Here is a 15,466-nt window from a genome sequence, read left to right as displayed (position 1 = left end):
CGGGCGACAACGTCAAGATGACGGTGTCGCTGATCGCGCCGATCGCGATGGAAGAGGGCCTGCGTTTCGCGATCCGCGAAGGCGGCCGTACCGTCGGCGCCGGCGTCGTGTCCAAGATTATCGAGTAATCGGGCACCGCGTTAGCAACAAAGCTCTGAGCGGAGGGCGTGGCGCCCTCCGTTCTTTCACGTTTTAGGGGTTTTCTACAGGCCAGTAGCTCAATTGGCAGAGCAGCGGTCTCCAAAACCGCAGGTTGGGGGTTCAAGTCCCTCCTGGCCTGCCATCTTCCCAGATGGCGCGCCGTCCCCGCTGAACACAGGCTTAAGGCAACAGACAACGCATGGCTGGAAAAGCCGAAGTACAAAGTTCCGGTTTCGATACGATCAAACTGGTGGTGGCGCTACTGCTCGCGATTGCGGCGGTCGGCGCTTTCTATTATTTCGGTGATGAGCCGGCGCTGTATCGCGCCCTGGGCCTGATCGCGGTATGTGCGGTGGCCGTCGGTATTGCGCTGACGACCGTGCCGGGCCGTCGACTCTGGGGGTTTGTTCAGGAGTCGCGCACCGAGGTGCGCAAGATGGTCTGGCCGACCCGTGCCGAAACCCTGCAGACCACGCTGATCGTGCTGCTGGTGGTGCTTCTGGTCGGTGTGTTCTTCTGGTTGTTGGACATGTTCCTCGGGTGGGCGATCCAGCTGCTGATCGGGACTGGAGGTTGATCATGGCAATGCGTTGGTACGTCGTCCACGCCTATTCGGGGTTCGAGAACCAGGTCAAACGTTCGCTGCAGGAGCGTATCAAGCGCTTCGGCATGGAGGACAAGTTTGGCGAGATTCTCGTGCCGACCGAAGAGGTCGTCGAGATGAAGGAGGGGCAGAAGCGCCGCTCCGAGCGCAAGTTCTTCCCGGGCTATGTGCTCGTCCAGATGGAAATGGATGACGACACCTGGCATCTGGTCAAGGATGCCCCCAAGGTGATGGGGTTCATCGGCGGTTCGTCGGATCGTCCGGCGCCGATTTCTGATCGCGAGGCCGAGGCCATTCTGCAGCGTATCCAGGAAGGCGTCGAGAAGCCCCGGCCGAAGGTGCTGTTCGAGCCCGGCGAGGTGGTGCGCGTGACCGATGGTCCGTTCAACGACTTCAACGGCGTGGTCGAGGAAGTCAATTACGAAAAGAGCCGTCTGCTGGTGGCGGTGCAGATTTTCGGTCGTTCGACGCCGGTGGAGCTCGAGTTCCACCAGGTCGAAAAGGCCTGATCGATCCGCGGGACTTGCCGGTCCCGCGGTGGTTAAGGGGAGCCGCGAGGCGTTCGTACCCACAGGAGAGTAAATCATGGCAAAGAAAGTACAGGCTTACATCAAGCTGCAGGTGCCTGCCGGTCAGGCCAACCCCAGTCCGCCGGTCGGTCCGGCCCTGGGTCAGCACGGCGTGAACATCATGGAATTCTGCAAGGCGTTCAACGCCGAGACGCAGGGCATGGAGCAGGGTCTGCCCCTGCCCGTGGTGATCACCGTCTACAGTGACCGCAGCTTCACCTTCATCAAGAAGACCCCGCCGGCCGCGATTCTGCTGAAGAAGGCCGCCGGTATCCCGAAGGGCAGCGCTACCCCGAACACCAACAAGGTCGGCAAGGTGACGCGCGCCCAGCTGGAAGAAATCGCGAAGGCGAAAGAGCCCGATCTGACCGCTGCGGATCTCGATGCCGCCGTGCGCACGATTGCTGGCAGCGCCCGTAGCATGGGTCTTGAAGTGGAGGGTGTGTGAGATGGCTAAGCTGAGCAAACGCATGAAGGCCATCCGTGAGAAGGTCGAGGCCGGCAAGATCTACCCGATCAGCGAAGCCCTGGGCCTGCTCAAGGATCTGCCGAAGGCGAAATTCGCCGAATCCGTGGACGTCGCCGTGAACCTCGGCGTCGACCCGCGCAAGTCCGACCAGGTGGTGCGCGGTTCCACCGTGCTGCCCAACGGCACCGGCAAGTCCGTGCGCGTAGCGGTGTTCGCCCAGGGCGCGGCGGCCGATGCGGCCCGTGATGCCGGCGCCGAAATCGTCGGCATGGACGACCTGGCCGACGAAGTGAAGAAGGGCAACATGGACTTCGACGTGGTCATCGCCGCCCCGGACGCCATGCGCGTGGTGGGTCAGCTGGGTCAGATCCTCGGTCCGCGCGGCCTGATGCCGAACCCCAAGGTCGGCACCGTGACCCCGGACGTGGCTGGCGCCGTGAAGAACGCCAAGGCGGGTCAGGTGCGCTACCGCACCGACAAGGCCGGCATCATTCACTGCTCCATCGGCAAGGTGGAGTTCGAGGCCGGCAAGCTCGAGGAAAACCTGAACGCACTGCTGGCCGACCTGGTGAAGGCCAAGCCGTCCGCGGCCAAGGGGCAGTACCTCAAGCGCGTGACCGTCTCCACCACCATGGGGCCGGGCATCCAGGTCGACCAGTCGACCCTGGCGCTCTGATCCGGAAGTGAACTTTCGGGAAAAGCTGCTGTCATAGGCTTTTCCCCGCAAGCTTGGCCCGCCCGGTCCAGACCGGGCGGGCGCCTGATGCCGAAAGGTGTCGGGGGTGCCGCCTTCGGGCGGCACCGAGGCCTGATATGCAAGGATGCGTATCGTCGTAGACCGTAGGTGTCGGGGTTGCCCGACTTAATGGATGCATCGCCTACGTAGACGGTTAACCCGAATCCAGTATCCCTGGTGGAGGGGGCGCCGTTAAGTGACTGTCTGCCGCAAGGCAGCGGTTTCGACTCAACGGTGGTGGAGTGATCCCCGCCGAAACCAGGAGGTAGTTATCGTGGCATTAACGCTTGAAGACAAGAAGCAGATTGTCTCCGAGGTTGCTGCGGTGGCTGCAGACGCTCATTCCGCGATCGCGGCCGAATATCGTGGCCTGACCGTGGAGCAGATGACCGACCTGCGCAAGAAGGCTCGCGCCGGTGGTGTCTATCTGCGCGTGGTGAAGAACACGCTCGCGCGTCGTGCGCTCGAAGGCACTGACTTCGAATGCATGAACGAAGGCCTGACCGGCCAGCTGTTGCTCGCGTTCTCCCAGGAGGACCCGGGTGCGGCCGCACGCGTGATCAAGGACTTCGCCAAGCAGAACGAGAAGCTGAACGTCAAGCTGGTGGCCATTTCCGGCCAGCTGCTCGGCGCTTCGGAGCTCGATCGCCTGGCCAGCCTGCCGACCAAGGAGCAGGCCATCAGCATGCTCATGGCGCTGATGAAGGCCCCGGTCGAGAAGCTGGCCCGGACCATGAACGAGGTCCCCGGCAAGCTCGTGCGTACTGTTGCAGCCATTCGTGACCAGAAGCAGGCATCTGCCTGATTTTTTTAACAGATTCGGGTTTTTAACAGGAGAAACATCATGGCCGTTTCCAAAGAAGATATCCTGGAAGCTATTTCCAACATGTCCGTCATGGAGGTCGTCGACCTGATCTCCGCGATGGAAGAGAAGTTCGGCGTGTCCGCCGCTGCTGCCGTTGCTGCTGCTCCGGTTGCCGCCGCCGGTGCCGGTGAAGCCGCTGCTGAAGCCAAGGACGAGTTCGACGTCGTCATGAGCAGCTTCGGCGACAACAAGGTCAACGTCATCAAGGTTGTCCGCGCCATCACCGGTCTGGGCCTGAAGGAAGCCAAGGAAATGGTCGAGGGTGCTCCCTCCACCATCAAGGAAGGCGCTTCCAAGGACGAAGCCGAAAGCATCAAGAAGCAGCTGGAAGAAGCTGGCGCCAAGGTCGAACTCAAGTAAGTTCGCAGATTGGCGCAGCACTTCTGCTGTTGATCGCAGGGGGCTGGCGGTGTTTTTCACCGCCGGCCTTTTCCTGTTTGTTACATGTCGTTCGCGTGCCCGGTCGAGGCAGGCTAGTGGATTCAACGTGAGGAATCGCGATGGCTTATAGCTATACCGAAAAGAAACGCATTCGTAAGGATTTCGGCAAGCGTCCGCAAATCCTGGATGTACCTTATCTTTTGTCTATACAGCTGGAATCCTATCGGCAGTTCCTGCAGCTTGACCGCAAGCCGGACGAACGCGAAGAGACGGGTCTGCATGGGGCGTTCCGCTCCGTTCTGCCCATTGTTTCCTATTCCGGGCACGTTCAGCTCGAATACGTGAGCTATCGCCTCGGCGATCCCGTGTTCGATGTGAAGGAATGCCAGCTGCGTGGCCTGACCTACGCGGCTCCACTGCGCGTGCTGCTGCGCCTGGTGATCTACGACAAGGATGCCCCGGCGGGCTCCAAGGTCGTCAAGGATATCAAGGAGCAGGAAGTCTACATGGGTGAGCTGCCGCTCATGACCGAGAACGGTACCTTCGTGATCAACGGTACCGAGCGTGTCATCGTGTCGCAGCTGCACCGTTCCCCTGGCGTGTTCTTCGATCACGACAAGGGCAAGACGCATTCCTCGGGCAAGCTGCTGTTCAATGCCCGGGTGATCCCCTATCGCGGTTCCTGGCTCGATTTCGAATTCGACCCCAAGGACGCGATCTTCGTGCGCATCGACCGTCGGCGCAAGCTGCCGGCCACGATCCTGCTGCGCGCGCTCGGCTATGACAGCGAGCAGATTCTCGATACCTTCTTCGAGAAGAACACCATCAAGATCACCAAGGACGGCTTCGAACTGGAGCTCGTTCCCGAGCGCCTGCGCGGTGAAACCGCCGGTTTCGATATCGTGGTGGGCGGTGACGTGCTGGTCGAGAAGGGCCGCCGCATCACGGCGCGCCATATCCGCGAAATGGAAAAGGCCAAGCTCAAGAGCCTGGCCGTGCCGAGCGAGTACCTGATCGGCAAGGTGCTGGCGCACAATGTCGTCGATACCGACAGTGGTGAGATCATCGCCAATGCCAACGACGAACTGACTGCGGAGATCCTGCAGAACATCCGCGAGGCCGGTCTCAAGACCTTCCAGACCATCTATACCAACGATCTGGACCATGGCCCGTTTGTTTCCACGACGCTGAACATCGATCCGACCCGCTCCGAGCTGGAGGCCCAGGTCGAGATCTACCGCATGATGCGCCCGGGTGAGCCGCCGACCAAGGAAGCGGCCCAGAACCTGTTCAACAGCCTGTTCTTCACCGAGGACCGCTACGACCTGTCGTCCGTCGGCCGCATGAAGTTCAATCGCCGCGTGGGCCGTGACGAATCGACCGGCCCGGGTACGCTGGACAAGGAAGACATCCTCGCGGTGCTCAAGACCCTGATCGATATCCGCAACGGCAATGGCCAGGTGGACGACATCGATCACCTGGGCAACCGTCGCATCCGCTCCGTGGGCGAAATGGCCGAGAACGTGTTCCGCGTCGGCCTGGTGCGCGTGGAGCGTGCCGTGAAGGAGCGCCTGACCGTCGCCGAGAGCGAAGGCCTGATGCCGCAGGAGCTGATCAATGCCAAGCCGGTGGCGGCTGCGGTGAAGGAATTCTTCGGTTCCTCGCAGCTGTCGCAGTTCATGGATCAGAACAATCCGCTGTCCGAGGTCACCCACAAGCGCCGCATCTCGGCCCTGGGGCCGGGCGGTCTGACCCGCGAGCGCGCCGGCTTCGAGGTGCGCGATGTGCATCCGACCCATTACGGTCGAGTCTGCCCGATCGAGACCCCGGAAGGTCCGAACATCGGTCTGATCAACTCGCTGGCCGTGTACGCCCGCACCAATGCCTACGGTTTCCTCGAGACGCCGTATCGCAAGGTCGAGAATGGCAAGGTCACCGACGAGATCGTGTATCTGTCCGCCATCGAGGAGGCGCAGTACACCATCGCCCAGGCGAACGCGACCCTGGACAAGAACGGCAAGCTGACCGACGAGCTCGTCTCCTGCCGCCAGCAGAACGAGTTCACGCTGTCCACGCCGGACAAGATCGACTTCATCGACATCTCGCCGAAGCAGATCGTCTCGGTAGCGGCGTCCATGATCCCGTTCCTCGAGCACGACGACGCGAACCGCGCGCTGATGGGTTCCAACATGCAGCGCCAGGCCGTGCCCTGTCTGCGGTCGGAAAAGCCGCTGGTCGGTACCGGCATGGAGCGCGCCGTGGCGATGGACTCCGGTTCCACCGTGAAGGCCCGTCGTGGCGGTGTGGTCGACTCGGTCGATGCCTCCCGTATCGTGGTGCGCGTCAACGACGACGAGACCGTGCCGGGCGAGCCGGGTGTGGATATCTACAACCTGACCAAGTACACCCGTTCCAACCAGAACACCTGTATCAACCAGCGTCCGCTGGTAAATCCGGGTGACGTGATCGCCGTTGGCGATGCGCTGGCCGATGGTTCGTCCACCGACATGGGCGAGCTGGCGCTGGGCCAGAACATGCTGGTCGCCTTCATGCCCTGGAACGGCTACAACTTCGAGGATTCCATCCTCATCTCCGAGCGTGTGGTGCAGGAAGACCGCTTCACCAGCATCCACATCGAGGAGCTGACCTGCGTCGCACGTGACACCAAGCTGGGGCCGGAAGAGATCAGTGCCGATATCCCCAATGTGTCCGAAGGCCTGCTGTCCAAGCTGGACGAGTCCGGCATCGTATACATCGGTGCCGAGGTGAAGCCCAACGACATCCTGGTCGGCAAGGTGACGCCCAAGGGCGAGACCCAGCTGACCCCGGAAGAGAAGCTGCTGCGTGCCATCTTCGGCGAGAAGGCCTCGGACGTGAAGGACACCTCGCTGCGCGTGCCCTCCGGCATGGAAGGGACCGTCATCGACGTGCGCGTGTTCACCCGTGACGGCGTGCAGAAGGACAAGCGTGCGCTGCAGATCGAGGAAGACGAGATCGCACAGGTGCGCAAGGACCTCAAGGACCAGCTGCGTATCTACGAAAACGACGTCTACTCGCGCGTGGAGAACCTGCTGGTCGGCAAGATTGCCGAGGGTGGCCCGAACAAGCTCAAGAGCGGCTCCAAGGTCACCAAGACCTACCTGGCCGAGATCGACCGCGAGAAGTGGTTCGAGATCCGCATGCGCAACGAGGAGGTCAACGTCCAGCTCGAGGCCCTGGCCAACCAGATCAAGGACCAGAAGAAGGCCGTCGAGAAGCGTCTCGTCGAGCAGAAGGAAAAGCTCACCGCGGGCGACGATCTCGCACCGGGCGTGCTGAAGATGGTCAAGGTCTACCTGGCCGTGAAGCGTCGCATGCAGCCGGGCGACAAGATGGCTGGTCGTCACGGTAACAAGGGTGTGGTCTCCATGATCGTCCCGGTCGAGGACATGCCGTACTCCGAGGACGGTGAGCCGGTGGATATCGTGCTGAACCCGCTGGGCGTGCCTTCGCGCATGAACGTGGGCCAGGTGCTGGAAACCCACCTGGGTTGGGCCGCCAAGGGTCTGGGCAAGAAGATCGCCCGCATGATCGATGCCAAGGCGAAGCTCGACGAGCTGCGCAAGTTCCTCGACACCATGTACAACACCGGCGGCGGCAACAAGGTCGATCTGTCCGGGCTGACCGACGAGGAAGTCATGACCCTGGCGGGCAATCTGCGCGCTGGCGTGCCGATGGCCACCCCGGTGTTCGACGGCGCCTCGGAAGACGAGATCAAGGCCATGCTGAAGCTGGCCGATCTGCCGGAAAGCGGCCAGACCCGTCTGTACGACGGCCGCACCGGCGATGCCTTCGACCGTCCGGTGACCGTGGGCTACATGCACATGCTCAAGCTCAACCACCTGGTCGATGACAAGATGCACGCGCGTTCCACCGGTCCGTACAGTCTCGTCACCCAGCAGCCGCTGGGCGGCAAGGCCCAGTTCGGTGGCCAGCGCTTCGGCGAGATGGAAGTGTGGGCGCTGGAGGCCTATGGCGCTGCCTACACCCTGCAGGAAATGCTCACCGTGAAGTCCGACGACGTGGCCGGCCGTAACAAGATGTACAAGAACATCGTGGACGGCGACCACCGGATGGAGGCGAACATGCCGGAGTCCTTCAACGTATTGATGAAGGAAATCCGCTCGCTGGGTATCAATATCGAACTGGAGCAGGACTGAGGCGAGTGCCTCGGTCCTCCATTAGCACACTCAGTGTCAGTCTGAGGCGGGAGAGACGATGAAAGATTTACTGAATCTCTTGAAGCAGCAGGGTCAGACGGAAGACTTCGATGCCATTCGCATCGGTCTGTCCTCGCCGGAGATGATCCGCTCCTGGTCCTACGGTGAGGTCAAGAAGCCCGAGACCATCAACTACCGGACCTTCAAGCCGGAGCGCGACGGTCTGTTCTGCGCCAAGATCTTCGGGCCGATCAAGGATTACGAGTGCCTGTGCGGCAAGTACAAGCGCCTCAAGCACCGTGGAGTGGTCTGCGAGAAGTGCGGCGTCGAGGTCACCCAGACCAAGGTGCGCCGCGAGCGCATGGGTCACATCGAGCTGGCCTCGCCGGTCGCGCACATCTGGTTCCTCAAGTCGCTGCCCTCCCGCATCGGCCTGCTGCTGGACATGACCCTGCGCGACATCGAGCGCGTGCTCTACTTCGAGGCCTTCGTGGTCGTCGATCCGGGCATGACCACGCTCGAGCGCGGTCAGCTTCTGTCCGACGAGGCCTATCTGGAAGCCATCGAGGAGCATGGTGACGAATTCGATGCCCGCATGGGTGCCGAAGCCGTGCTCGGCCTGCTGCGCAGCATCGACATGCCGGCCGAGGCCCAGCGCCTGCGCGAGGAGATCGGCGAGACCAATTCCGAGACCAAGCTCAAGCGCCTGTCCAAGCGCCTCAAGCTGATCGAATCCTTCGTCGAGTCCGGCAACAACCCGGAGTGGATGATCATGACGGTGCTGCCGGTGCTGCCGCCGGACCTGCGCCCGCTGGTCCCGCTCGACGGCGGCCGCTTCGCGACCTCGGATCTCAACGATCTGTACCGTCGCGTGATCAACCGCAACAACCGCCTCAAGCGCCTGCTGGAGCTCAACGCCCCGGACATCATCGTGCGCAACGAAAAGCGCATGCTGCAGGAGTCCGTGGATGCGCTGCTGGACAACGGCCGTCGTGGCCGTGCCATCACCGGTTCCAACAAGCGCCCGCTGAAGTCCCTGGCCGACATGATCAAGGGCAAGCAGGGCCGCTTCCGCCAGAACCTGCTGGGCAAGCGCGTCGACTACTCCGGCCGTTCGGTCATCGTTGTCGGTCCGACCCTGCGTCTGCACCAGTGCGGTCTGCCCAAGAAGATGGCGCTGGAACTGTTCAAGCCGTTCATCTTCGGCAAGCTGCACCGTCGCGGCCTGGCCACCACCATCAAGGCCGCCAAGAAGCTGGTCGAGCGTGAAGGGCCGGAAGTCTGGGACATCCTGGAAGAGGTGATCCGCGAGCATCCCGTGATGCTCAACCGTGCGCCGACCCTGCATCGTCTGGGCATCCAGGCCTTCGAGCCGGTGCTGATCGAGGGCAAGGCCATCCAGCTGCATCCGCTGGTCTGCGCCGCCTTCAACGCCGACTTCGACGGCGACCAGATGGCCGTGCACGTGCCGCTGTCCATCGAGGCGCAGCTGGAAGCCCGCGCCCTGATGATGTCGACCAACAACATCCTCTCCCCGGCCAACGGTGAACCGATCATCGTGCCGTCGCAGGATATCGTGCTGGGGCTTTACTACATCACCCGCGACCGCATCAACGCGAAGGGTGAGGGCATGGTGTTCGCCGACGTGAACGAGGTGCGCCGCGCCTACGAGAACGGTCACGTCGAGCTGCACGCCCGTATCAAGGTGCGCCTCACCGAGGTGATCGTCGACGAGGAGGGCAATCGCGAGTCGAAGACCCATATCGTCGACACCACGGCCGGCCGCGCCATGCTGTGGGAGATCGTGCCCGAGGGCATGCCCTTCGAACTGGTCAACCAGGCGATGGGCAAGAAGGCCATTTCGCGCATGATCAACGCCTGCTATCGCAACCTGGGCCTGAAGGCGACGGTCATCTTCGCCGACCAGCTCATGTATGCGGGCTTCCGCTACGCCACCCGTTCCGGCACCTCCTTCGGCATGGAAGACATGGTCATTCCGGACGAGAAGGATGCCATCCTGGCTCGCGCCGAGTCCGAGGTGAAGGAGATCGAGGACCAGTACGCCTCCGGTCTGGTCACCAAGGGTGAGCGTTACAACAAGGTCATCGACATCTGGTCGCACACCAACGACCAGGTGGCCAAGGCCATGATGGAGAAGCTCGGCAAGGACGAGGTGGTCGATGCCGAAGGCAACGTCACCAAGCAGCCGTCGTTCAACTCCATCTTCATGATGGCCGACTCCGGTGCGCGAGGCAGTGCCGCCCAGATCCGTCAGCTCGCTGGTATGCGCGGCCTGATGGCCAAGCCGGACGGCTCCATCATCGAGACGCCGATCACCGCGAACTTCCGCGAGGGTCTGAACGTCCTGCAGTACTTCATCTCCACCCACGGCGCCCGTAAGGGTCTGGCTGATACCGCGCTCAAGACCGCGAACTCGGGCTATCTGACTCGCCGCCTGGTGGACGTGGCCCAGGACATGGTCATCACCGACGTGGACTGCGGCACGACCAACGGCATCCTGATGACGCCGATCATCGAGGGCGGCGACGTGGTCGAGGCCCTGCGCGAGCGCGTGCTGGGTCGAGTGACCGCGACCGACGTCTGCCGTCCGGGCAGTGACGAGGTGGTGGTGCCGGCCGGCACCATGCTGGACGAGAAGCAGGTCGAGATCCTCGAGGCGGCCGGCATCGACGAAGTACGCGTGCGTTCCGTCATCACCTGCGAAAACCATCATGGTGGCTGCGCCATGTGCTACGGCCGCGACCTGGCCCGTGGCCACCTGGTCGGCCATGGTGAGGCGGTGGGCGTCATTGCCGCCCAGTCCATCGGCGAGCCGGGCACCCAGCTCACCATGCGTACCTTCCATATCGGTGGTGCGGCGAGCCGTTCGGCGGCCGCCAGCAGCATCCAGGTGAAGTCCGCCGGTACCGCGCGTCTGCACAACATCAAGACCGTGACCAACCGTCATGGCAACCTGGTGGCCGTGTCCCGCTCCGGCGAGCTCGGTGTGATCGACGAGCATGGTCGCGAGAAGGAGCGCTACAAGGTGCCCTATGGCGCGGTCATCACCGTCAACGAAGGCGACATGATGGAAGCCGGCCAGGAAGTGGCCACCTGGGATCCGCACACCCACCCGATCATCACCGAGGTGGCGGGTCGCGCCCAGCTGTTCGACTTCGTCGACGGCGTCACCGTCAACAAGCAGACCGACGACATCACCGGCCTGTCCTCCACGGTCATCACCGATCCGAAGTCCCGTGGCTCCGCCGGCAAGGACCTGCGTCCGATGGTCAAGCTGGTCGATGCCAAGGGCAAGGACCTGTGCCTGGCCGGTACCGAGATCCCGGCGGTCTATCCGCTGCCCCCGGGCGCCATCGTGGCCCTGGAGGACGGGGCTGACGTGGAAGTGGGCGACGTGGTTGCCCGCATCCCGCAGGAGTCCTCCAAGACCCGCGATATCACCGGTGGTCTGCCGCGCGTCGCCGACCTGTTCGAGGCCCGCAAGCCGAAGGAACCGGCTATCCTGGCCGAAATCTCCGGCACCATCTCCTTTGGCAAGGAGACCAAGGGCAAGCAGCGCCTGGTCATCACCGGGGACGACGGTGAGACCCACGAGGAGCTGATTCCGAAGTGGCGCCACGTCAACGTGTTCGAGGGTGAGCACGTGGACAAGGGCGAGTACCTCGTCGACGGGGAGCCGGCACCGCATGACATCCTGCGCCTGCTGGGCCCGACCGTGCTGGCCGAGTACCTGGTCAAGGAGATCCAGGACGTCTATCGCCTGCAGGGTGTGAAGATCAACGACAAGCACATCGAGGTGATCATTCGCCAGATGATGCGCAAGGTCGACATCACCGATCCGGGCGACAGCAAGTTCCTCCGTGGCGAGCAGGTCGACCGGGCCCGCGTGCTGGAGGAAAACGAGGTCCTGATGGCTGCCGACAAGGAGCCCGCCCGGTTCGAGGCGGTCCTGCTCGGCATCACCAAGGCCTCGCTGGTCACCGAATCGTTCATCTCCGCGGCCTCCTTCCAGGAGACCACCCGCGTGCTCACCGAGGCCGCCACCCGTGGCGCCCGCGACGATCTGCGCGGTCTGAAGGAGAACGTCATCGTGGGTCGCCTGATCCCGGCAGGTACCGGGCTGGCCTACCACGAACACCGCCGCCGCCAGCGCGCCGGGCTCGAACTCGAGCTCGACCTGCCGGGCAGCAGCGAGGTGGTCGAAGCAGAAGTCGAGACCGAAGCCGCCAGCGGCGACGACTCGGCCGAATAACCGGGGGTGTCCCGTCACCCTGCTTGACAGGGGGGCGGGGACTCTCTAAACTTTCGCGTCCGTCGTCAGGCCCCTGCCGGGGCCTGACGTCCGTTTTTAGGGTTGGAGAAACGTTTGTATGGCGACTATCAACCAGTTGGTTCGCAAGCCGCGCAAGAGCAAGAAGGAAAAGAGTACCGTTCCGGCTCTTGAGGCCTGTCCGCAGAAGCGTGGGGTTTGCACGCGCGTCTATACCACGACGCCGAAGAAGCCGAACTCCGCTATGCGTAAGGTTGCGCGTGTGCGTCTGACCAATGGCTATGAAGTATCCAGTTACATTGGTGGTGAAGGCCACAACCTGCAGGAGCACTCTGTGGTCCTGATTCGTGGCGGTCGTGTGAAGGATTTGCCGGGTGTGCGTTATCACACCGTTCGCGGCAGCCTTGATACGCAGGGTGTCCAGAACCGCAAGCAGGGCCGTTCCAAGTACGGCACCAAGCGCCCGAAGGGTTAATTTCAGGATCTAGCTGAGTAAGAGCTATGCCGAGAAGAAGAGAAGTTCCGAAGCGCGTCATTCTGCCGGACCCCAAGTTCGGAAGTGAAGTGCTGGCCAAGTTCATCAATACCGTCATGCGTGACGGCAAGAAGTCCACTGCCGAGCGCATGGTCTATGGTGCGCTGGACCAGATCTCCGCCAAGAAGGGTGGTGATGGTCTGGAGGTGCTGGATCAGGCCCTGGACAACGTCCGTCCCATGGTCGAGGTCAAGTCCCGCCGCGTCGGTGGCGCGACCTACCAGGTCCCGGTCGAGGTTCGTGCAGGTCGTCAGAACGCCCTGGCCATGCGCTGGTTGGTTGAATCTGCCCGCAAGCGTGGCGAGAAGGGCATGGCCCTGAAGCTGGCTGGCGAGCTGATGGATGCTGCCGAGAGCAAGGGCGCAGCCGTGAAGAAGCGCGAAGACGTGCATCGCATGGCTGAGGCCAACAAGGCCTTCTCGCACTTCCGTTGGTAAGGTATTTTTTCTAGGAGTCCCACGTGGCACGCAAGACACCGCTTGAGCGCTATCGCAATATCGGCATCATGGCCCACATCGATGCCGGTAAGACCACTACGACCGAGCGCATCCTCTTCTACACCGGCCTGTCGCACAAGATCGGCGAGGTGCATGACGGTGCGGCCACGATGGACTGGATGGAGCAGGAGCAGGAGCGTGGTATCACCATTACCTCTGCTGCCACCACCAGTTTCTGGCAGGGGATGGACAAGCAGTTCCCGCAGTATCGCGTCAACATCATCGATACGCCCGGTCACGTCGACTTCACCATCGAGGTGGAGCGCTCGCTGCGCGTGCTCGACGGTGCCTGTGCCGTGTTCTGTGCGGTTGGTGGCGTGGAGCCGCAGTCCGAGACGGTCTGGCGCCAGGCCAACAAGTACAACGTGCCGCGCATGGCCTTCGTCAACAAGATGGACCGCTCCGGCGCCAACTTCCTGCGCGTGGTCAAGCAGATCAAGACCCGTCTCGGTGCCAATCCGGTGCCGGTGCAGCTGCCGATCGGCGCCGAAGAGAACTTCGCCGGCGTGGTCGACCTGGTGCGCATGAAGGCCATCTACTGGAACGAGGAAGACATGGGCATGACCTACGAGGCCCGTGATATTCCCGCCGAGATGGCTGATGAGTGCCAGGAGTGGCGCGAGCACATGGTCGAGGCTGCTGCCGAGGCCAACGAAGAGCTGATGGAAAAGTATCTCGAGGGCGGTGATCTGTCCGAAGAGGAGATCCGCAAGGGTCTGCGCGCCCGTACCCTGGCCGGCGAGATCGTGCCCGCCATGTGCGGTTCCGCGTTCAAGAACAAGGGCGTGCAGGCCATGCTCGACAACGTCGTGTACTACATGCCGGCCCCGACCGACGTCGAGGCGATCAAGGGTGTGCTCGACGACGCCGACGAGACCGAGGCACTGCGCAAGGCCAGCGATGACGAGCCTTTTGCCGCCCTGGCCTTCAAGATCATGACCGACCCGTTCGTCGGTACCCTGACCTTCATCCGCGTCTATTCCGGCGTGCTGCAGGCGGGTGATACCGTCTACAACCCGGTCAAGGGCAAGAAAGAGCGTATCGGCCGTATCCTGCAGATGCATTCCAACTCCCGTGAGGAGATCAAGGAAGTGCGTGCCGGCGATATCGCCGCCTGCGTCGGCCTGAAGGATGTCACCACGGGTGACACCCTTTGCGATCTCAACAACATCATTACCCTGGAGCGCATGGAGTTCCCGGAGCCGGTGATTTCCGTCGCCGTGGAGCCGAAGACCAAGAGCGACCAGGAAAAGATGGGTATCGCCCTGCAGAAGCTGGCGCAGGAAGATCCGTCCTTCCGCGTGCGCACCGACGAGGAGTCCGGTCAGACCATCATCTCCGGGATGGGCGAGTTGCACCTGGATATCATCGTCGACCGCATGCGTCGCGAATTCAAGGTCGAGGCCAATGTCGGTGCACCGCAGGTTGCCTACCGTGAGGCGATCCGCAGCAAGGTCGAGGCCGAGGGCAAGTTCGTTCGCCAGTCTGGTGGTCGTGGCCAGTACGGCCACGTCTGGCTGCGTCTCGAGCCCCTGGAGGGCGAGGAGTACGAATTCGAGAACGCCATCGTCGGTGGTGTGGTGCCGCGTGAGTACATCCCCGCGGTCGACAAGGGGATCCAGGAGCAGATGGCCAATGGTATCCTGGCCGGCTTCCCGATCATCGGCCTGAAGGCCACCCTGTTCGACGGCTCGTACCACGACGTCGACTCCAACGAGCAGGCATTCAAGATTGCCGGCTCGATGGCGCTGAAGGCCGGCTTTGCCAAGGCCAACCCGGTGCTGCTGGAGCCGATCATGAAGGTCGAGGTGGTTACCCCGGAAGACTACATGGGTGACGTCATGGGCGACCTGAACCGCCGCCGTGGCCTGGTGCAGGGCATGGAGGATGGTGTGTCGGGCAAGGTGATTCGTGCCGAGGTGCCGCTGGCCGAGATGTTCGGCTATGCCACCGACCTGCGTTCCGCCACCCAGGGTCGTGCGACCTACTCGATGGAGTTCGCGAAATACGCCGACGCTCCGGCCAATATCGCCGAGGCCGTGATCAAAAAGGCTTCTTAATTCAAGATTTTAAGGGGTAAGAACCGTGTCCAAGGAAAAATTTCAGCGTACGAAACCGCACGTTAACGTCGGCACGATTGGTCACGTTGACCATGGCAAGACCACGCTGACGGCGGCTT

Annotated in this window: 13 protein-coding genes and 1 tRNA gene; all 14 read left to right on the top strand. The window is 62.5% G+C overall.

Annotated elements, in window-relative coordinates; translation table 11 throughout:
• The coding region (tuf, locus tag HUJ28_01010) for an elongation factor Tu (GenBank protein MBD3618041.1) at nt 1-128 on the top strand (128 nt) is incomplete at its 5' end.
• A gap of 79 nt (nt 129-207) precedes the next feature.
• Nucleotides 208-283: transfer RNA gene (locus tag HUJ28_01005), tRNA-Trp, on the top strand.
• A gap of 57 nt (nt 284-340) precedes the next feature.
• Nucleotides 341-718: a preprotein translocase subunit SecE gene (secE, locus tag HUJ28_01000; protein ID MBD3618040.1), complete on the top strand. Its 378-nt coding sequence runs from the start codon at nt 341-343 to the stop codon at nt 716-718.
• Between the two features lie 2 nt (nt 719-720).
• Complete coding sequence (nusG, locus tag HUJ28_00995; protein MBD3618039.1) at nt 721-1,254, top strand: transcription termination/antitermination protein NusG; 534 nt, start codon at nt 721-723, stop codon at nt 1,252-1,254.
• A 76-nt stretch (nt 1,255-1,330) separates the two neighbouring features.
• Nucleotides 1,331-1,762 carry a 50S ribosomal protein L11 gene (rplK, locus tag HUJ28_00990; protein ID MBD3618038.1) on the top strand — a complete coding sequence of 144 codons (432 nt, stop codon included), beginning with the start codon at nt 1,331-1,333 and terminating at the stop codon, nt 1,760-1,762.
• Between the two features lies 1 nt (nt 1,763).
• The gene (gene rplA / locus HUJ28_00985; protein MBD3618037.1) at nt 1,764-2,459 is read left to right on the top strand and encodes a 50S ribosomal protein L1; all 696 of its coding nucleotides are present in this window, start codon (nt 1,764-1,766) and stop codon (nt 2,457-2,459) included.
• A gap of 334 nt (nt 2,460-2,793) precedes the next feature.
• A complete protein-coding gene (gene rplJ, locus HUJ28_00980) occupies nt 2,794-3,324 on the top strand; it encodes a 50S ribosomal protein L10 (protein MBD3618036.1) in 531 nt (176 codons plus the stop codon).
• 39 nt (nt 3,325-3,363) lie between these two features.
• Nucleotides 3,364-3,744, top strand: coding sequence for a 50S ribosomal protein L7/L12 (gene rplL, locus HUJ28_00975; GenBank protein MBD3618035.1), 381 nt, complete (start codon nt 3,364-3,366; stop codon nt 3,742-3,744).
• 140 nt (nt 3,745-3,884) lie between these two features.
• Nucleotides 3,885-7,964, top strand: a complete 4,080-nt coding sequence (gene rpoB / locus HUJ28_00970) for a DNA-directed RNA polymerase subunit beta (GenBank protein ID MBD3618034.1) — start codon at nt 3,885-3,887, stop codon at nt 7,962-7,964.
• A gap of 58 nt (nt 7,965-8,022) precedes the next feature.
• Nucleotides 8,023-12,237, top strand: a complete 4,215-nt coding sequence (gene rpoC, locus HUJ28_00965) for a DNA-directed RNA polymerase subunit beta' (GenBank protein ID MBD3618033.1) — start codon at nt 8,023-8,025, stop codon at nt 12,235-12,237.
• A gap of 118 nt (nt 12,238-12,355) precedes the next feature.
• Nucleotides 12,356-12,730, top strand: a complete 375-nt coding sequence (rpsL, locus tag HUJ28_00960; GenBank protein MBD3618032.1) for a 30S ribosomal protein S12 — start codon at nt 12,356-12,358, stop codon at nt 12,728-12,730.
• A 26-nt stretch (nt 12,731-12,756) separates the two neighbouring features.
• Entirely contained in the window at nt 12,757-13,227 is a 471-nt protein-coding gene (gene rpsG, locus HUJ28_00955; protein MBD3618031.1) for a 30S ribosomal protein S7, read from the top strand.
• 23 nt (nt 13,228-13,250) lie between these two features.
• Complete coding sequence (gene fusA, locus HUJ28_00950) at nt 13,251-15,347, top strand: elongation factor G (GenBank protein MBD3618030.1); 2,097 nt, start codon at nt 13,251-13,253, stop codon at nt 15,345-15,347.
• Between the two features lie 25 nt (nt 15,348-15,372).
• Nucleotides 15,373-15,466 (top strand): elongation factor Tu (locus tag HUJ28_00945; GenBank protein ID MBD3618029.1); only part of this gene is annotated, 94 nt, incomplete at its 3' end.

The organism is Chromatiales bacterium (assembly GCA_014762505.1).
In the GTDB taxonomy this organism is placed as follows: Bacteria; Pseudomonadota; Gammaproteobacteria; order SpSt-1174; family SpSt-1174; genus SpSt-1174.
Note: the sequence above shows the minus strand (reverse complement) of the source record. Positions and strands in the feature narration are given on the sequence as shown.